This window comes from Kribbella italica, from assembly GCF_014205135.1.
Classification (GTDB): Bacteria; Actinomycetota; Actinomycetes; order Propionibacteriales; family Kribbellaceae; genus Kribbella; species Kribbella italica.
This window is the reverse complement of the sequence record NZ_JACHMY010000001.1, coordinates 5,104,170-5,122,521: the sequence shown is the minus strand read 5'-3', so window position 1 is coordinate 5,122,521 and position 18,352 is coordinate 5,104,170. Positions and strand designations below refer to the sequence as shown.

The 18,352-nt window shown below is 70.7% G+C and carries 16 protein-coding genes; 13 read left to right on the top strand and 3 right to left on the bottom strand.

From position 1 onward, the window contains the following. Positions 1-18: 18 nt before the first annotated feature. The 9 genes from HDA39_RS23800 to HDA39_RS23760 all read left to right on the top strand — a co-directional run bounded on the left by HDA39_RS23800 (position 19) and on the right by HDA39_RS23760 (position 11,314). The gene (locus tag HDA39_RS23800) at positions 19-963 is read left to right on the top strand and encodes an NAD kinase (RefSeq protein WP_184798570.1); all 945 of its coding nucleotides are present in this window, start codon (positions 19-21) and stop codon (positions 961-963) included. Between the two features lie 169 nt (positions 964-1,132). Continuing rightward, positions 1,133-2,857, top strand: coding sequence for a DNA repair protein RecN (recN, locus tag HDA39_RS23795; RefSeq protein WP_184798569.1), 1,725 nt, complete (start codon positions 1,133-1,135; stop codon positions 2,855-2,857). Positions 2,858-2,974: 117 nt separating this feature from the next. Next, on the top strand, positions 2,975-4,156 hold the full coding sequence (steA, locus tag HDA39_RS23790) for a putative cytokinetic ring protein SteA (RefSeq protein WP_184798567.1): 1,182 nt from the start codon (positions 2,975-2,977) through the stop codon (positions 4,154-4,156). After that, the gene (locus tag HDA39_RS23785; protein ID WP_184798565.1) at positions 4,153-5,097 is read left to right on the top strand and encodes a copper transporter; all 945 of its coding nucleotides are present in this window, start codon (positions 4,153-4,155) and stop codon (positions 5,095-5,097) included. Before steA ends, HDA39_RS23785 begins: the two co-directional genes overlap by 4 nt. Then, positions 5,097-5,900, top strand: coding sequence for a hypothetical protein (locus HDA39_RS23780; RefSeq protein ID WP_184798563.1), 804 nt, complete (start codon positions 5,097-5,099; stop codon positions 5,898-5,900). The genes HDA39_RS23785 and HDA39_RS23780 overlap by 1 nt, the downstream gene beginning before the upstream one ends. Positions 5,901-5,928: 28 nt before the next feature. Further along, positions 5,929-7,524, top strand: a complete 1,596-nt coding sequence (murJ, locus tag HDA39_RS23775) for a lipid II flippase MurJ (protein WP_184798561.1) — start codon at positions 5,929-5,931, stop codon at positions 7,522-7,524. After that, complete coding sequence (locus HDA39_RS23770) at positions 7,521-8,546, top strand: glycosyltransferase family 4 protein (RefSeq protein ID WP_184798559.1); 1,026 nt, start codon at positions 7,521-7,523, stop codon at positions 8,544-8,546. Before murJ ends, HDA39_RS23770 begins: the two co-directional genes overlap by 4 nt. A 21-nt stretch (positions 8,547-8,567) precedes the next feature. Then, positions 8,568-10,289: a CTP synthase gene (locus HDA39_RS23765; RefSeq protein ID WP_184798557.1), complete on the top strand. Its 1,722-nt coding sequence runs from the start codon at positions 8,568-8,570 to the stop codon at positions 10,287-10,289. Between the two features lie 434 nt (positions 10,290-10,723). Beyond that, entirely contained in the window at positions 10,724-11,314 is a 591-nt protein-coding gene (locus tag HDA39_RS23760) for an NUDIX hydrolase (protein ID WP_337925867.1), read from the top strand. Positions 11,315-11,434: 120 nt separating this feature from the next. On the opposite strand, the gene HDA39_RS23755 is transcribed toward HDA39_RS23760, so the two are convergent. The 3 genes from HDA39_RS23755 to HDA39_RS23745 form a co-directional block, all read right to left on the bottom strand. Next, positions 11,435-12,598, bottom strand: coding sequence for a class I SAM-dependent methyltransferase (locus HDA39_RS23755; RefSeq protein WP_184798555.1), 1,164 nt, complete (start codon positions 12,596-12,598; stop codon positions 11,435-11,437). Positions 12,599-12,620: 22 nt separating this feature from the next. Beyond that, on the bottom strand, positions 12,621-13,232 hold the full coding sequence (locus tag HDA39_RS23750; protein WP_184798553.1) for a peptidoglycan-binding domain-containing protein: 612 nt from the start codon (positions 13,230-13,232) through the stop codon (positions 12,621-12,623). Positions 13,233-13,325: 93 nt separating this feature from the next. After that, a complete protein-coding gene (locus tag HDA39_RS23745) occupies positions 13,326-13,538 on the bottom strand; it encodes a peptidoglycan-binding domain-containing protein (RefSeq protein WP_273482844.1) in 213 nt (70 codons plus the stop codon). A gap of 303 nt (positions 13,539-13,841) precedes the next feature. Here HDA39_RS23745 and groES point away from each other — a divergent pair, with 303 nt between their 5' ends. The 4 genes from groES (at position 13,842) to HDA39_RS23725 (ending at position 18,147) form a co-directional block, all read left to right on the top strand. Continuing rightward, entirely contained in the window at positions 13,842-14,138 is a 297-nt protein-coding gene (groES, locus tag HDA39_RS23740) for a co-chaperone GroES (protein WP_184798551.1), read from the top strand. A gap of 120 nt (positions 14,139-14,258) precedes the next feature. Then, positions 14,259-15,878, top strand: a complete 1,620-nt coding sequence (groL, locus tag HDA39_RS23735; protein WP_184798548.1) for a chaperonin GroEL — start codon at positions 14,259-14,261, stop codon at positions 15,876-15,878. Positions 15,879-16,100: 222 nt separating this feature from the next. Further along, on the top strand, positions 16,101-16,721 hold the full coding sequence (gene shbA, locus HDA39_RS23730) for an RNA polymerase sigma factor ShbA (RefSeq protein ID WP_337925866.1): 621 nt from the start codon (positions 16,101-16,103) through the stop codon (positions 16,719-16,721). Continuing rightward, complete coding sequence (locus tag HDA39_RS23725; protein ID WP_184798546.1) at positions 16,714-18,147, top strand: hypothetical protein; 1,434 nt, start codon at positions 16,714-16,716, stop codon at positions 18,145-18,147. The genes shbA and HDA39_RS23725 overlap by 8 nt, the downstream gene beginning before the upstream one ends. The last annotated feature ends 205 nt before the right edge of the window (positions 18,148-18,352 follow it).

Below are 18,352 nucleotides of genomic sequence, written 5' to 3'. Positions count from 1 at the left end.
GCAGAGAGGCAGGTCCGCGTGGTTGAGCCGGTCGTCATCGAGCCGCGGCGCGTCCTGCTGGTCACGCACACCGGCCGCGACCAGGCCGTCGAGGTCGCCCGGCAGACGCACCGGCTGCTGACCGCGGCCGGCATCGTCGTCCGGCTGGTCGGCGCGGAGGCCGCGGAGCTCGACCTGCACCCGGTCGAGATCGCCGACGACACCGACCAGGCGGCCCAGGGCGTCGAGCTGATTATCGTGCTCGGCGGCGACGGCTCGATCCTGCGCGGCGCCGAGCTGGCCCGCCCGCACGGTACGCCGGTGCTCGGCGTCAACCTGGGTCACGTCGGCTTCCTGGCCGAGGCCGAGGTGGAGGACCTGGACCGGATCGTCGAGGTCGTGGTCGACCGCAGCTACACGGTCGAGGAGCGGATGACGCTCGCCGTCGACGTGTACGTCGGTGACGACCTGATCTTCGACACCTGGGCGCTGAACGAGGCGAGCGTCGAGAAGGCCGCCCGCGAGAAGATGCTCGAGGTGCTGGTCGAGGTCGACGGCCGCCCGTTGTCCCGCTGGGGCTGCGACGGCGTCGTGCTGGCCACTCCGACCGGCAGTACGGCGTACGCGTTCTCCGCCGGTGGGCCGATCGTCTGGCCGGACGTCGAGGCGATCCTGCTGGTCCCGCTGAGCGCGCACGCGCTGTTCTCCCGCCCGATCGTCGTCGCGCCGAACTCGCAGCTGATGGTCGAGCTGGTCGCGGCCTGGCACGGTCGCGGGGTGCTGTGGTGCGACGGCCGGCGGATGGTCGAGGTGCCGCCGGGTGCCCGGATCCAGGTCCGTCGCGGCAAGACCCCGGTCCGGCTGGCCCGGGCGCACGAGGCGCCGTTCACCGACCGGCTGGTCGCCAAGTTCGACCTCCCGGTGCTGGGCTGGCGCGGCGCCGCCGAACACCGCCGCAAAAGAAGTGCACAAGAGGAGACCTGAAGTGTCCTGTCAGCGATGTTGGTCACACGCTAACGGCGCCCAGGCACGCACCTCGCGGCGTTGGGCGAACGCCCACGATGAACCCCGCATCGAGGGCGCTCGCCCGCCTTGCGATGCACGCACCTGGACACCGTTATCGTGCAACCACCACCGCTGACAGGACACTGACATGCTCTCGGAGATCCGCATCACCGGGCTCGGCGTGATCGAGGACGCCACGCTGGAGCTCGATCCGGGGTTCACCGCGGTCACCGGCGAGACCGGCGCGGGCAAGACGATGGTCGTGACCGGGGTGAACATGCTGCTCGGCGGCCGCGCCGACAGCGGTCTGGTCCGGCACGGCGTCCGGCGGGCGCGGGTCGAGGGGCGGGCGAGCAAGGTGCCGCGCTCGATCGTGCAGCAGGCCGAGGACCGGGGCGGCGAGCTGGACGACGACGAGCTGCTGATCGCGCGGGAGCTGTCGTCGGAGGGTCGTTCCCGGGCGTTCCTCGGTGGGGCGTCGGTGCCGGTCTCAGTGCTCGCGGAGGTCTCCGGTGACCTGGTCGCGATCCACGGCCAGGCCGACCAGTGGCGGCTGCTCCAGCCGGCCCGGCAGCGCGAGACGCTGGACACCTTCGCGGGCAAGCCGGTGCTGGCTCCGCTCGGTGAGTACGCGACGGCGTACCGGCGGCACCGGGAGGTCGAGGCCGAGCTGACCGAGCTGACGACCCGGCAGCGCGACCGGCTGGCCGAGGCCGACCTGCTGCGCTTCGGGCTGGACGAGATCGCCAAGGCGGAGCCGCTGGCCGGTGAGGACGTGGAGCTGGCCGCGGAGGAGGGCAGGCTCGCGTACGCCGACGGCCTGCGGACCGCGGCGACCACAGCGGGTGAGGCGCTCGCGTCGGAGGACCTGGACGCGACCCGGCCGGGCGACGTACTGGGCCTGCTGTCGCTGGCCAAGCAGGTGCTCGACGGCGAGCGCGAGCACGACCCGAAGCTGGCCGAGCTGGCTGACCGGGCCGGTGAGCTGGGCTACCTGGCCGCGGATCTGGCCGGCGAACTTTCGTCGTACGTCGCGGACGTCGACACCGACCCGGCGCGGCTGGCGGTCGTCAGTGAGCGGCGCAGCCTGCTGACCGGTCTGGTGCGCAAGTACGGCGATGCCGAAGGCACCGTCGACGAGGTGATCGAGTGGACCAAGCGGTCCGCCGAGCGCCTGATCGAGCTGGACGGCAGCGACGAGCGGGTCGAGCAGCTGACCGCCGAGCGCGGCGAGCTGCAGGCCCAGCTGACCGAGCTGGGCGGCACGATCGGTGCGGCCCGCCGGGAAGCGGCCGCGCGGCTCGGGGTCGCAGTGTCGGAGGAGCTGAGCGGCCTGGCGATGCCGCACGCGACGCTGACCGTCGAGGTGCACGAGACGACACCAGGCCCGTACGGCGCGGACGAGATCGAGTTCTGCTTCGCGGCGAACCCGGGCAGCCCGGCCCGCCCGCTGCAGAAGGCGGCGTCGGGCGGTGAGCTGTCGCGCGTGATGCTGGCGCTCGAGGTGATCCTGTCCGACACCCACCCGGTGCCGACGCTGGTGTTCGACGAGATCGACGCCGGGATCGGTGGCCGGGCCGCGGTCGAGGTCGGCAAGCGGCTGGCCCGGCTGGCGGAGAAGGCGCAGGTGATCGTGGTCACCCACCTGCCGCAGGTGGCCGCGTTCGCGGACCGTCACGCCGTCGTCCTGAAGAGTGACGACGGGTCGGTCACCACCAGCGGTCTGGTCGCCCTCGACGACGACGCCCGGCTGAAGGAGCTGTCGCGGATGATGGCCGGCCTGGAGAACTCCGACGCGGCCCAGGCGCACGCCGAGGAGCTGCTCGCGCTGGCTGCGGAGCGTCGTACCAAACCGCGGAAGAAGAAGCGCTGAGCGTTCCTTCAAAGGAATGATTTGACGCTGTGTCACCTGGGTAGATGTCGATGAATGCTCCGCTCCGGCCGTCAAAAGGTCGGGAGGGGGCTCTTGACATGGCAGGATGAGAGCGCGATGAAACTGCCCAGTCTGCGAAGAGCACGCCCCACTGAGCTGCCCGGGATCGCCGGAGTGGTTCGGCTGGACCGCCGTACCAAGAATCTCACCAAACGGCTGAAGCCGGGTGAGATCGCCGTCATCGACCATGTCGACCTGGACCGGGTCAGCGCCGAGGCGCTGGTCGACTGCCAGGTCGCCGCGGTGGTGAACGTCGCCGACTCGATCAGCGGCCGCTACCCGAACCTGGGCCCGGAGATCCTCGTCGAGGCGGGTATCCCGCTGGTCGACGGGATCGGCCGCGAGGTCTTCTCGGTGCTGCACGAGGGCGAACGGGTCCGCCTGCACGAGGGCGAGCTGTACCGCGGCGAGGAAGTGGTCGCCAAGGGCGTCGTCCAGGACAGCCAGACCGTCGCGCAGCTGATGGACGACGCGCGCGCGGGCCTGTCGACCCAGCTCGAGGCGTTCACCGCGAACACGCTGGAGTACCTGCGGCGCGAGCGGGACCTGCTGCTCGACGGCGTCGGCGTACCGGCCGTGCACACCGCAATGGACGGCAAGCACGTGCTGATCGTCGTCCGGGGGTACGACTACCGCGAGGACCTGGTCGCGCTGCGGCCCTACATCCGCGAGTACCGCCCGGTCCTGATCGGGGTCGACGGCGGCGCCGACGCCCTGGTCGAGAACGGCTACGTCCCCGACCTGATCGTCGGTGACATGGACTCGGTCAAGGACGAGACGCTGAAGTGCGGGGCCGAAGTGGTCGTGCACGCCTACCGGGACGGCCGCGCGCCGGGCTCGGAGCGGCTGGAGCGGCTCGGGGTGGACTCGATCGAGTTCCCCGCGGCCGGGACCAGCGAGGACGTCGCGATGCTGCTGGCCGACTCCAAGGGCGCGTCGCTGATCGTCGCGGTCGGGACCCACAACTCACTGATCGAGTTCCTGGACAAGGGACGCGCCGGGATGGCCAGCACGTTCATCACCCGGTTGCGGGTCGGTGCCAAGCTGGTGGACGCCAAGGGTGTCGGCCGGCTCTACCGCAGTCGCGTCTCCACCTTCCAGATGGTCGCGCTGATCGTGTCGGGGCTGTTCGCGCTCGGGGTGGCGATGGTCGCCATCGGGGCCGACGACATCCTGTGGTCGATCCTGCGGGCGCGCTGGAACGAAATCTACTTCCACATCCGGGAGCTGTTCACGTGATCGACTTTCGCTACCACATCGTCTCGATCGTGGCGATCTTCTTCGCCCTCGGAGCCGGCGTGGTGCTCGGTGCCGGACCACTCAAGGGCACCGCGTCCCAGGTCGTCGCCGACCAGGCCGAACGGGACCGGACGGCGCTGGAGCAGGCCCGGACCGACGCGATCGCGGCCAAGTCGCTGGACAAGTACCGCGACGACTACGTCGCGAAGGTGACGGCGGGGCTGACCGACGGCAAGCTGACCGGCCGGAAGATCGTGATCGTCACCATGCCCAGCGCCGAGGGCGACCTGACCAACGCGGTCGAGGACTCGCTGGAGAGCGCCGGCGGCCAGGTGACCACGCGGGTCGCGCTGGACAGCAAGCTGTTCGACCAGGGACAGCGGCAGCTGATCGAGCCGCTGGTGAACGAGCTGGTCACGCCGGACATCACGTTCGCGCCCGACAGCAACACCTACCAGCGGGCCGGCCAGATCCTGGCCCGCAGCGTGCTGGCCAAGGAGCTGAACAAGCCCGTCGACGCCGAGTCGACCAAGATCATCAGCGGGATGTCGGACTCCAAGCTCCTCTCGGTCAAGCCCACCCCGAAGGACCGCGCCGACCTGGTCGTCGTGGTCGCCGCGAAGCCGCCGACGCCGCTGCCCGACAACTCGTCGTACACCGACGCCGTGGACTTCGTCGAGGGCCTCGACCTGGGCAGCGCCGGCGCGGTCGTCGCGGGCATGCCGGAGAGCGCGCAGAACGGCGGGATGCTGAAGGCCTTGCGCGGCGACAACGACGCCACCAAGATCGTCTCCTCGGTGGATGTCGCGAACATGCCGAGCGGCCAGGCCACGGTCGTCTTCGCCCTGGTCGAGCAGGCCGGCGGCAAGGCCGGCCAGTACGGCGGGGTCGACGCGAAGAACGGTGTGGCGCCGACCGCGGCGCAGGCGAAGGAGAACTGATGGGTCTGCTCGGAGCGGTCGTCGCGGCCGCGGCCACCGCGGGGCTGGAGCGTGCCGCGGCGAAGTTGCCGAAGGAGCAGCGCGCGCCGTTCGAGCGGACGAACCACCGCGGCGAGACGGTCACGCTGCTGGAGGGACCGGTCGCCGTACTGGGTGCGTTGGTGGGTGTCGCGGCGGGGTCCGGCAGCGGCCGGGTCAAGGCGGCGGCGCTGCTGGCCGGATCGGTGTCGGGTGCTGTCGGCGCGTACGACGACCTCGCGGGAGCCACGGAAACCAAGGGGTTTCGCGGGCACCTGTCGGCGTTGAAGCGCGGCGAGGTGACCAGCGGCGCGGTGAAGATCCTCGGCGTCGGTGCGGCCGGGCTCGCTGCTGCGGCGTTGTTGCCGCGCGGCACGAAGGGCGTCGGCGCGGTCGTGGAGATCGTTGCCGACGGCGCCTTGATCGCCGGGACGGCGAACCTCGCGAACCTGCTCGACCTGCGTCCCGGACGGGCGCTGAAGGCTCTGGCCGCGGTGAGCGCGCCGGTCGCCGTCGGCCCCGCGGGTGCCGTGGTCGGTGCCGCCGTTGCCTCGGCTCCGTCGGACCTCGGTGAGCGGTCGATGCTGGGCGACTGCGGCGCGAACGGCCTGGGCGCGATCACCGGTACGGCGCTGGCGGCGTCGCTGCCGCGGCCGCTGAAGGTGCTGGCGCTTGGCGCGGTCGTCGCGCTCAACCTGGCCAGCGAGAAGGTCAGCTTCACCAAGGTGATCGCGGGCAACCCGACGCTCGACAAGATCGACCAGTGGGGCCGACGGCCCCGGTGAACAGGTCGGTCTCGCCGGCTCGATCCCGGTGAGCGCCGGGAGCCGGATCGCTCGCGCCGCACTGCTGGTCGCGGGTGTCACGGTGCTCGCGCGCGTGGTCGGCTTCGGTCGGTGGCTGGTCTTCTCCAAGACCGTCGGCGCCGGTTGTCTTGCTGAGGCCTATGCGACGGCAAACCAGCTCCCCAACGTCCTCTTCGAAGTTGTTGTCGGTGGTGCACTCGCTGGCGCTGTCATCCCGGTCCTGGCCGGCCCGGTCGCTCGCGGCGACAAGGCCGCCCAAGGCCGGATCATCGGCGCGCTGCTGACCTGGTCCCTGGTGCTGCTGGCACCGTTTGCCTTGCTGGCTTGGCTTCTGGCGTCGCAGTACACGTCGGCGATGCTGGACGCCGGTCCTGAGTGTGGCGGGTCCGGTGCGACGGCCACGCGCATGCTGGTGATCTTCGTGCCGCAGATCTTCGGCTACGCGATCGCCGTGGTCGCGACGGCTGTTCTCCAGTCCCACAAGCGGTTTGCGGCCGGTGCGCTCGCTCCGCTGATCTCCAGCCTGGTTGTTGTCGCGACCTACTTCGTCTTCGCGGTGGAAGCTCCCGTTGCCGACCAGGCGTCGCGCGGCGCGGCCGACCTGCTCGCCTGGGGCACTACCGCCGGCGTACTGGCGCTGGCGCTGACTGTGCTCGTCCCGATGCTCCTGCTGCGCTTGCCGATCCGTCCCACGCTCAGGCTGGACCCAGGGGTCGGGCCGGTCCTGCGGAAGCTGGCCGCGGCAGGCCTCGCCGTACTGGTTGCGCAGCAGCTCGCCTTCCTCGTCACCACCTGGCTGGCCAACCACCGCGGCGTACCGGGCAGCATCGCCGTCTATACCTGGGCCAACGCGGTCTACCTGCTCCCGTACGCCGTACTGGCGGTGCCGATCACCACAGCGGTCTTCCCGCGCCTGGCCGCGGCCTTCGAGTCCAAGGACGAAGCATCCTTCGCCCTGTTCAGCGCGACCTCCACGCGGGCCGTCATGCTCGCTGGGGGAGCCGGTGCCGCCCTGCTGGTCGGTACGGCGACCCCGGTGGCCCGGATCTTCGCGTACGACGACGGGCGGGTGCAGGAAGCCCAGGCGTCCTCACTGGCCAACGGCCTGGTGGCGTTTGCTCCTGCGATCATCGGGTTCGCGGTGCTGATGCACGCCGGGCGGATCCTGTACGCGCGGCACTCGGGTCGCTCGGTCGCACTGGTGACCGGTGGTGCCTGGCTGCTCGTAGCGATCGCCGGACTGGTCCTGACGCTGGAGTGGGACGCCGTACCGGCGTTGGCCGCTGCCATGTCCGTGGGCATGCTCGCCGGCGCGGTGGTCCTGCTGGTGGTGTTGCAGCGCCTTGCTGGAGCTGGTGTGCTGCAGGGGCTGTCCCGGGCGACCGTCGCCGCTGTGGTTGGCGCTGCGCTGGCCGGCGCGGCAGGCTGGGCCGTGTCGCTGCCTGCTGGTGACGGAGGCTGGGGGAGTGCGCTGCTGTTCGCCGTACTGTCCGGGCTGGCTGTCGTGATCGTGTACGCCGTGGTCGCCATCCTGGTCGACCGTCCGGACGCCCGGGCGCTGCTGCGCCGGGGCGTCCCAACCGTGGTGGAGGAGAAGCAATGAGGATCGGCCTGCTGCTGGCGGAGTCGCGGGGCGGGATCGGTCAGCACGTCGCCTCACTGGTCCCGCGCTACCTGGCTGCCGGTCACGAGGTCGTGGTCTGCGCACCGCCGGGCACGGCCGAGCACTTCGACTTCGGCGACGCCACGGTCGTCGCTACCGCAGTGGGCCTGCGTGGCTCCGACGTAGTCCACGCACACGGGTACCGGGCGGGCATGGCCGCCCTGCGCGACAGGTCCCACCTGCGGCCGCTGGTGGTCACCTGGCACAACGCGGTGATCGCACCAGGCCCTCGCGGCGTCGTGATGCGGCTGGGACAGCGTCTGGTGGCCCGTGGCGCCGACTTGACGCTGGGAGCGTCCAACGACCTGGTCGAGCTCGCCCGACGCCTAGGAGCCCGCCAGGCGCGCCTCGCGCCCGTCGCCGCTCCAGCCATGCCAGAGGTCCATACGCCGTCCGCTGCCGTTCGTGAGGAGCTGGGGATCGGCGACGCGCCGCTGGTGCTCACCGTGGGCCGGCTGGCGCCGCAGAAGGACTACCCGACGCTGCTGTCCGTAGCGGCCGAGGTGGCGAAGACCGAGCCGGGCGTCGTGTTCGCGGTGGTCGGCGACGGTCCGCTGCGGGAGAACCTGCAGGCCAGGATCGACGCCGAGAGCCTGCCAGTCCGCCTGCTCGGGCACCGCAGCGACGTGGCCGACCTGCTCGGCGCGGCCGACGTCTTCCTGCTCACCTCGCACTGGGAAGCGCGGGCGCTGGTGCTGCAGGAGGCGCTGCAGGTCGGCGTACCGGCGGTGGCGACCGCGGTCGGCGGCGTACCGGAGCTGGTCGGGGACAGCGCGATCCTGGCTTTTCCGGGCGACACGCGCGGGCTCGCGGACGGCGTACGGAAACTTCTTTCCGAGCCCGAAGAGGCCGCGTTACGGCGGGCGGAGGGCCTTCAGTTGGCCGCTGGATGGCCAGACGAAGACGCTGTCGCGAAGAATCTTCTGGACATCTACGCGGGGCTCGTCGCGACCACTGCTTGACAGCAGGTAGGCTGAAGGCCCGTGGACAGGGCTTCGAATTCCCAGCAGACCAAGCACGTATTCGTCACCGGCGGCGTGGCCTCCAGTCTCGGCAAGGGGCTGACAGCGTCCAGCCTCGGCAGTCTGCTGACGGCACGGGGCATCCGGGTGACCATGCAGAAGCTGGATCCGTACCTCAACGTGGATCCCGGCACGATGAACCCGTTCCAGCACGGCGAGGTGTTCGTCACCAACGACGGCGCCGAGACCGACCTGGACATCGGGCACTACGAGCGCTTCCTCGACCGCGACCTGTCGCAGGTCGCCAACGTGACCACCGGGCAGATCTACAGCTCGGTGATCGCCAAGGAGCGCCGCGGCGAGTACCTGGGCGACACCGTCCAGGTGATCCCGCACATCACCAACGAGATCAAGGACCGGATGCTGGCGATGGCCGGCCCGGACGTCGACGTGGTGCTGCACGAGATCGGCGGCACGGTCGGCGACATCGAGTCGCTGCCGTTCCTCGAGGCGGCCCGGCAGGTGCGGCACGACGTCGGCCGCGACAACGTGTTCTTCCTGCACATCTCGCTGGTGCCGTACATGGCACCCAGCGGTGAGCTGAAGACCAAGCCGACCCAGCACTCGGTCGCCGCGCTGCGCTCGATCGGTATCCAGCCCGACGCGATCGTCTGCCGCGCCGACCGGCCGATCCCGGACGCGGTCAAGCGCAAGATCTCGCTGATGTGCGACGTCGACGAGGAGGCCGTGGTGGCCGCCGTCGACTCGCCGAGCATCTACGACATCCCGAAGGTGCTGCACTCCGAGGCGCTCGACGCGTACGTCGTACGGCGGCTGAACCTGCCGTTCCGCGACGTCGACTGGACCCGCTGGGACGAGCTGCTGCGGGTCGTGCACCACCCGAAGGACCAGGTCACCGTCGCGCTGGTCGGCAAGTACATCGACCTGCCGGACGCGTACCTGTCGGTCGCCGAGGCATTGCGCGCGGGTGGGTTCGACAACGATGCCAAGGTGAACCTGCGCTGGGTCGCCTCCGATGAGGCGGCCACGCCCGAGGCGGCCGCGAAGCTGCTCGGCGACGTGGACGCGATCTGCATCCCCGGTGGGTTCGGCGTGCGCGGGATCGAGGGGAAGATCGGCGCGATCCGCTTTGCGCGTGAGGCCGGGATCCCGATCCTCGGGCTGTGCCTGGGCCTGCAGTGCATGGTGATCGAGGTCGCCCGCGACCTGGCCGGCCTGATCGACGCGAACTCCAGCGAGTTCGACCCGGACGCCACGCAGCCGGTGGTGGCGACGATGGAGGAGCAGAAGCACATCGTCTCCGGCTCCGGCGACCTCGGCGGCACGATGCGCCTCGGCCTCTACCCGGCGAACCTGGCCGACGGGTCGATCGTCCGCGACCTGTACGGCGCTCCGTCGGTGCAGGAGCGGCACCGGCACCGCTACGAGGTCAACAACGCGTACCGGGACAAGCTGGAGAACGCCGGGCTGGTGTTCTCCGGGCTGTCGCCGGACAACGAGCTGGTCGAGTTCATCGAGCTGGACAAGGCAATGCACCCGTTCTTCGTCGCCACCCAGGCCCACCCGGAACTGCGATCGCGCCCGACCAAGCCGCACCCGCTCTTCTCCGGCCTGATCGCTGCGGCCCTGGTCCGCCAGCGCGAGTCCCGCCTGCCGGTCGAGGAGGTCCCCGCCACCAAGGAGCCGGTCAAGGCCGGCGCCACCAAGGCCAAGGCCCGATGACCGACACTGGTACGGCGGTCCCGCCGGGCTCCGGCGACGAGGTCGCCGGGAGCGTAGACCCCGCGGGCTCCGCCTCGGCGAACACCCCCGCTGGGGGCGCTCCGGTCGAGGGCGCGCCAACCGCGAGCAGCCCTGTCGAGGGCGCGCCAATCGCGAGCAGCCCTGTCGAGGGCGCGCCGGCTGCGAGCAGCTCCGCCGCGGGATCCGCCGCGGCGGGTGCTCCGGCGGAGAGCACTCCCGCCGCAAGCGCGCCCGCCGCAAGCGCGCCCGCCGCAAGCGCGCCCGCCGCAAGCGCGCCCGCCGCAAGCGCGGCCTCCGCGCCCTTCGGCTCCGCGAAGGTTTCCTCCGGGGAGTCCGCTGGAGCGGGCGCGACGGTCTCGGCGCCTGAGCTTCGGTTTGGCAGCGGGCTGGCTGACGTGCCGACCTCTTGGGACGTGAGGTCTTCCGAGACCGTGCATGCGACCGGGCGGGTGATTTCTGTGCGGCGGGACCAGGTGGTTCCGCCTGCGGGTGGTGAGGCGTTCACTCGGGACGTGGTCGTGCACCCGGGTGCGGTCGGTGTGGTGGCGCTCGACGAGAACCACCGGATGCTGCTCGTCCGCCAGTACCGGCACCCGGTCGGCTACCGCCTGCTCGAGCCGCCCGCCGGGCTGCTCGACGTCCAGGGTGAGGCTTACCGGCTCGGCGCTGAGCGGGAGCTGTGGGAGGAGGCCGCGACCAAGGCCGGCGACTGGCGGGTCCTCGTGGACGCGTTCACCTCGCCGGGGCTGACGACCGAGGCGGTGCGGATCTTCCTCGCGCGGGAGCTCTCGGCGGCCGACGAGGTGTACGACCGGCTGCACGAGGAAGCCGACATGGAGACGGTCTGGGCGCCGCTCGAGGACGTCGTGAAGGCGGCGCTGGCCGGCGACCTGCACAACCCGCTCCTGGTCATGGGTTCGCTGGCCGCCTGGGCCGCACTCCACGGCGAAGGCTTCGACGCGCTCCGCCCCGCCGACTCCCCCTGGCCCGCCAAAGACCACTAGAACGTTAGTGGCGGGCCCCCGGGAGTCGTCGGCAACGAGCGCAGCACCTCGCCCGTCGGCAGGCTCCCAGGGGCCCGCTCTCGTGTTCGAGTATATGTTCGAATACTCCGCGAGTGCAAGTCAGCCCGGACGCCGGCACGAGTACGCCACAGCGTCCCGCCCGATCCGCGTGATGATCAGCGTCGCCGTCTGCGAACCCTTCGGCGCGAGCTTCTTCCGCAGCACCGCCGGATCCACCTCGACCCCACGCTTCTTGATCTCCAGCGTCCCGATGTCGTTGGTCCGCACCCACGATTTCAGCGCCTTCTCCTTGTACGGCAGCGCTTCGATCACCTCGTACGCCGACGCCAGCGCCGTCTCCACCAGGAACGGCCCGGTCACGTAGGCGATCCGCGGGTCCAGCAGCCAGCCGTTCACCTCCGCAGCGACCGCCGTCACCAACCCGGCTCGCACCACAGCGCCGTCCGGCTCATAGATGTACCGGCCGACCGGCCCCACCTCAGCCTCTGGCGCGACAGCAACCGAAGCGCCACTCGGCAACAGCGTCGCCCGCCGCGCAGCGCCGCCGTGCAGCTTGCCGGACCACAGCGCAGCCTCTTTGACCTCACCGGCGTCGCTCACCCACTCCGCCTCGACCCCCTCCGGTACGGCGTCGTGCGGGATCCCCGGTGCGACCTTCACGCACGCCGTGCCCTCCAGCAGCGAGCTGATGAACGACCACGGTGGCGAGTACGCGTTGTGGTCGAACACCCGTCGACCGTCCGCCCGCCGCGCCGGATCAGCGAACACCACCTCGTACGGCGACAGGTCCTGCTCCTCCGCATCGCCCAGCAGCACCTCACCGGACAGGCCCAGCGCAACCAGGTTGGCCGCAGCCGCTGCGGCCGTTGCCGGGTCGCGCTCGACGCCGGTGACCCGCAGGCCGGCCCGTGCCGCGCTGATGAGGTCGCCACCGATGCCACAGCCCAGGTCGATCACCGAAGCGCCAGGCACTGCTGATGCGATCCGGGTCGAGCGGTGTGCGGCGACCGCGGTCCGCGTGGACTGCTCCAGCCCGTCCGGGGTGAAGTACATCCGGGCCGCGTCGTCCGCGCCGAACTTGGCGACCGCCCGGTGCCGCAGCGACGCCTGCGTGACCGCGGCGGTGACCACCGCGGCGTCGTACCGGCGGCGGAGCTTCTCGACCAGCTGTAGCTCGCCGCCGGGCGTGAAGGACGCACAGGCCTCGGCCAGTACGTCGGACCCGGGTGAGGTGAGCAGTGTGGTGATCGAGTGGGGTGTCACGCGCTCATTCTGCGCTGAGCACTCACAGCGAGCTGTAGCAGCCGCTGCTCCAGATGCCCTTGGCCGAGTGGTAAAGCCGCCAGTTCATCGCCGAACGGGTCTGCGGGCCGTAGATGCCGTCCGCTGCGAGCTTGTGGCGCCTCTGCACCTGCCTGACGATCGCGCGGGTGTTGCTGCCGTACACGCCGTCGACCGTGAGCTTGGAGCCGTAGCAGTAGTTCAGGTTCCGCTGGAGCGTGCGGATGGCGGTGTCCGGGTCGCCGAACCGCTCGTTGCCGCGCTGCGGGTCGTCGCCGTACTTCAGGTTGCAGCGGGTGCTGCTGCTCTCCCAGACCGACGGAGCCGGTACGCCCCACCCGTTCCCGGCAGGGACGAGCCGGGCGCTCCGGCACTGCTCCAGCGCAGCCGCCGCAGCAGCAGCCCGTACGCCGAGGTCGGCGGCCGGCCCGGCGACCTCACCAGGCGCCGGCTCGGGTGCGGTCGCGGCGGCCGGTGCGCCCGCGCCCTGCGGGGTGTCCGTGCCGGAGTGGCCACCAGCGGCAGCCACTCCCACGGCGATCGGACTGACCACCAGCGCGGCGATCGCGACCATCGCCTTGCCCGACGGCTTCTTCAACGCGAGGGAGAGTTTCATCCGGGCTCCTCGAACTGGTGGTCGCTCCACTCAGAACGGTCCCACGCCGAACCGCCCACGCCCAGTCCTCGGTCGCAGAAAGTACGGAACGGGTTACAGCGGGCTGTAGCAGCCGTCGCTCCAGATCCCGAGCTTCGGGTGCCACAGCCGCCAGTTCATCGCGGACCGGGTCTGCGGGCCGTAGACACCGTCCGCGGTGATCTTGTGCCGGCGCTGGACCGCCGCGACCGCCGCCTTGGTCCTGCTGCCGTACCGGCCGTCGACGGTGAGCTTGGAGCCGTAGCAATAGTTCAGGTTCCGCTGCAGCGTCTTGATGGCCAGCTCCGGGTCGCCGGTGTCGTAGCGCGGGTCACGGAACGGGTTGTCGCCGTACTTGAGGTTGCAGTTGCCGGCTCGAGGTTGAGTGCCCGGCCGGTTCGTGATGTTCGCCGACGGGTTATTTCTGGCACTCGAGTTGACCGAGTGCTAATCGCGGCCTAGATTCGGTGTTGGCACTCTCCCTCGGAGGGTGCCAGCGGCCCCGGCCCCTGACCCCCGCGACGGCAGGCGGCGGGACGGCCGTCCTGACGCACTGTGAACCATCAAGAACTCGACCGTGGAGGTCAGCAAGTGTCGGTCACGATCAAGCCGCTCGAGGACCGCGTCCTCGTTGCGCCGCTCGAAGCCGAGCAGACCACGAAGTCCGGCCTGGTGATCCCGGACACCGCCAAGGAGAAGCCGCAGGAGGGCGAGGTCCTCGCCACCGGCCCCGGCCGCATCGACGACAACGGCAACCGCGTCCCGCTGGACGTCGCCGTCGGCGACAAGGTCATCTACTCCAAGTACGGCGGCACCGAGGTCAAGTACGACGGCCAGGACTACCTGATCCTGGGCGCCCGCGACATCCTCGCCGTCGTCAGCAAGTGACGACTGCTCAGAGTTTCTGACTGACACCGCCCCGGTGCCGATCACCGGCGCCGGGGCGGAGTCGGTCCAGAACCGGCTGGGCCATTGAACGCAAGAATTCAGAGAGGGACTGGTTTTTCCATGCCGAAGATCCTCGAGTTCGACGAGAACGCGCGGCGCGCCCTGGAGCGTGGCGTCGACAAGCTCGCGAACACGGTGAAGGTGACGCTGGGGCCCAAGGGCCGCTACGTCGTGCTGGACAAGAAGTGGGGCGCCCCGACCATCACCAACGACGGTGTCACCGTCGCCCGTGAGGTCGAGCTGGACGACCCGTTCGAGAACCTCGGCGCGCAGCTGGCCAAGGAGGTCGCCACCAAGACGAACGACGTCGCCGGTGACGGGACCACCACCGCCACGGTGCTGGCCCAGGCGCTCGTGCACGAGGGCCTGCGGGCCGTCGCTGCCGGGGTCAACCCGATGGGGCTCAAGAAGGGCATCGAGGCTGCCGTCGAGGCCGTCTCCGCCCGTCTGATCGAGACCGCCCGCCCGGTCGACGACAAGGGCGACATGGCCCACGTCGCCACCATCTCCGCCCGGGACGCCGAGATCGGCGGCCTGATCGCGGACGCCTTCGACAAGGTCGGCAAGGACGGTGTGATCACCGTCGAGGAGTCGAACACCTTCGGCACCGAGCTCGAGTTCACCGAGGGCATGCAGTTCGACAAGGGCTTCATCTCGCCGTACTTCATCACCGACGCCGAGGCCGGCGAAGCGGTGCTGGACGACCCGTACATCCTGATCAGCCAGAACAAGATCTCCGCCGTCGCGGACCTGCTCCCGCTGCTGGAGAAGGTCGTGCAGTCGGGCAAGACGCTGCTGATCATCGCCGAGGACGTCGAGGCCGAGGCCCTGTCGACCCTGGTGGTCAACAAGATCCGTGGCAACTTCACCTCCGTGGCCGTCAAGGCCCCGGGCTTCGGTGACCGCCGCAAGGCGATGCTGGAGGACCTGGCCGCGCTGACCGGCGCGCAGGTGATCGCTCCCGAGGTCGGGCTGAAGCTCGACCAGGTCGGCCTCGAGGTGCTCGGCACCGCGCGGCGGATCGTCGTGAGCAAGGACAACACCACCGTTGTCGAGGGCGCCGGCAAGTCCGACGAGATCGAGGCCCGGGTCAACCAGATCAAGGCCGAGATCGAGCGCACCGACTCCGACTGGGACCGCGAGAAGCTGCAGGAGCGGCTGGCCAAGCTGGCCGGTGGCGTCTGCGTGATCAAGGTCGGCGCGGCCACCGAGGTCGAGCTGAAGGAGAAGAAGCACCGCATCGAGGACGCCGTCTCGGCGACCCGTGCGGCGATCGAGGAGGGCATCGTCGCCGGTGGCGGCTCCGCTCTCGTCCACGCCGCCTCGGTGCTGGAGGACAACCTGGGCCTGGAGGGCGACGAGCTCGCCGGTGTCCGGATCGTTCGCAAGTCGGTGGTCGAGCCGCTGCGCTGGATCGCCGAGAACGGTGGTTACGAGGGGTACGTCGTGACCGCCAAGGTGGCCGAGCTCGAGGTCGGAAGCGGCTTCAACGCCGCCACCGGTGAGTACGGCGACCTGCTCGCGCAGGGTGTTCTCGACCCGGTCAAGGTGACCCGTTCCGCGCTGGCCAACGCCGGCTCGATCGCGGCCCTGCTCCTCACCACGGAGACCCTGGTCGTCGACAAGCCCGAGGAAGAAGAGCCCGCCGCGGCCGGTCACGGCCACGGCCACGGTCACTGATTCCTCCGCACCACCCCGTAGTACGCCCACTGCCCGGCCGGTCCTCGGACCTGCCGGGCAGTGGCGTTTCCCGGCCCCCCGGATCGGCCACCCTGTGGATACCAGGGGGTAGTGACAAGTTGTAGTGAAAAATGCTCAGTGATCACAGATTGCCACTAGGCAGCGGGGCGTCCGGGCCGTAGCATCTTGCAGGCTGACCGGTCCGATACGAGGGGGCGAGGGGTGACCGAGGTACAAATGCCGCACACCCACGACCGGGTCGAGCTCAGGGATCTGGCCGCGCTGGCGGCCGGTGGGGATCCCGGGACTCTGAACGACCTGCTCACCAGGGTGCGCGCGGTCGCACATCGTTACGTGCGCTCCCGCCTGTGGACCTATCCGGGCGGGGCCGACATGGTCGACGACGTCGCGCAGGAGGTCTGCGTGGCGGTGTTCGGCGCGCTCGGCCGGTACCGCGACGAGGGCCGGCCGTTCGAGGCGTTCGTGTACGGGATCGCGGCCCGCAAGGTCGCCGACGCCCAGCGCGCGTTCGCGGTCGCGGACCTGTCGACGCCGGACCTGCCGGACGGGGCCGACGAGTCCCCGACGCCGGAGGAGCACGCGGTCAGGCACTCCGAGGTCCAGCACATCGTGGGCCTGCTGGAAAGATTGCCGGAGAAACTGCGGGAGATCCTGCGGCTCCGGGTGGTAGCGGGGATGTCAGCCGAGGAGACCGGCCGGGCACTGGGGATGACACCGGGGGCGGTGAGGGTCGCACAGCATCGGGCGTTGAACACGCTCAGGGGGTTTGTGGGGCATGAGGCAAAGCTGGAGCGAGGAGCAGGGGAGGAGCGACATGGCTGAGCGCTTTGATTTAGACGCGATCGAAGCCGATGACGCGCTGCTCGACCTGCTCGCAGCCGGTGGGGAGTCCGCGTGGGAGGCGGGCGAGCACGACCCGACCCTGAAACTGCTGGCCGAACTCCGGCTCGCGGTCGAGGTCGAGGACGAGCTCCCGGTGGAGACGATCGACGACGCGGCGGGCTTCCTGGCCCGCTGCGCGGCGCTGAACCCGGTCACCGATCCGTTCACCCGCAAGATCGCCGCCCGCGGTCTGGCCGTCGGTGTCGCCGCGGTGGCGGCGCTGTCGGTGTCGGGAGTCGCGGCGGCCGTCAACGGTGACCCGCTGGCGCCGTACGAGAAGATCGTCGAGAAGGTGGTCGAGCAGCTGCGGCCGCAGACCAGCTTCCCGCAGGAGAAGCTCGACGGATCGCCGCTGCTGGACAAGTCCCAGATCGTCAAGGTCACCAAGGACTACCAGCAGAAGATCAAGGACCAGCGCGAGGACGAGGTCCGCAAGGCCGAGCAGCGGCTGACCGACCCGCTCGCGCTCGGGCTGACCGAGCTCGAGACGGTGATGCCGAAGCCGCCGCTGGCCCGGCCCGAGCCGCCGAAGGTCGACATCAAGGCCGGTACCCGCGACCCGCTGATCCCGCCGGCCGAGCCGACCGACGAGAAGCCGGTCGACAAGCCGACCGTTCCGGTGGACGAGCCGACCGGCGAGCCGACGGACAAGCCGAGCGACCCGCCGCCGACCACGCCGAGCGACCCGCCGCCGACCGAGCCGACGGAGCCGCCGCCGACCACCCCGAGCGACCCGCCGCCGACCGAGCCGACCAACCCGCCGCCGTCCGGCGAGCCGACCGACAGCGGTGGCAACAACGGGCAGACCGGTGAGACGCCGGGCTCCGACCCGACGACCGTGCCGAGCGAGGGCGGCGGCGAGACCGGTGCACCGGGTGGCGAGACCGGCGCCGGTGACGGCGAGACGCAGCCGGGCGACTCCAAGGGCGACAGCAAGCCGGAGGACCAGCCGGCCGGTGAGCAGACCGGTGTGGGCGACCAGACCGGCGGTTCGGCCGACACCAAGCCGACGGACCAGCCGGGCGACGACTCGAAGCCGGCTGGGGACTCCAAGCCGGCCGAGGACTCGAAGCCCGCTGACGACTCGAAGCCTGCTGACGACACCAAGCCGGCGCTGCCGCCCGAGACGCCGGCCGAGCCGATCCGCCTCGAGCAGTACGTGAACAAGCAGCTCCAGGCGAACGCCAAGCACTCCAACGGTCAGTACTCGCTGGGCTGGGCCAAGCAGCAGTACGCCAAGGGCAAGCACTCCAACGGCCGGTACGTCGAGGGCAAGCACGCCGCCTTCGAACGGGCCCACGGCTCGATGAACCCGGTGACGCTGCGCCAGATCCTCTGGGTTCTGAACCACCCCACCGGCCGCTGAGTCAGCCCGGCCCGGTCCCCCTCGGAAGAGGCGGGACCGGGGTCAGGCGGAGCGGCGCCGCCGAGCCGATCCGTCCGGCGCCGCTGAGCCGATCCGTCCGGCGCCGCCGCGAGGCCGGGGCCGGGAGTTCCCCGGCGGACAGCGGTCGTCCACAGCGCGGCGGGACCGGTGCAGGGCGACGGCGCCGGGCGGCATACCATGGTGT

Excerpts from the sequence above, each read along its gene's own strand:
- HDA39_RS23725 (WP_184798546.1), top strand. The coding sequence starts at position 16,714 with ATGGCTGAGCGCTTTGATTTAGACGCGATCGAAGCCGATGACGCGCTG.
- groL (WP_184798548.1), top strand. The coding sequence starts at position 14,259 with ATGCCGAAGATCCTCGAGTTCGACGAGAACGCGCGGCGCGCCCTGGAG.
- HDA39_RS23770 (WP_184798559.1), top strand. The coding sequence starts at position 7,521 with ATGAGGATCGGCCTGCTGCTGGCGGAGTCGCGGGGCGGGATCGGTCAG.
- HDA39_RS23750 (WP_184798553.1), bottom strand. The coding sequence starts at position 13,232 with ATGAAACTCTCCCTCGCGTTGAAGAAGCCGTCGGGCAAGGCGATGGTC.
- steA (WP_184798567.1), top strand. The coding sequence starts at position 2,975 with ATGAAACTGCCCAGTCTGCGAAGAGCACGCCCCACTGAGCTGCCCGGG.
- HDA39_RS23780 (WP_184798563.1), top strand. The coding sequence starts at position 5,097 with ATGGGTCTGCTCGGAGCGGTCGTCGCGGCCGCGGCCACCGCGGGGCTG.
- recN (WP_184798569.1), top strand. The coding sequence starts at position 1,133 with ATGCTCTCGGAGATCCGCATCACCGGGCTCGGCGTGATCGAGGACGCC.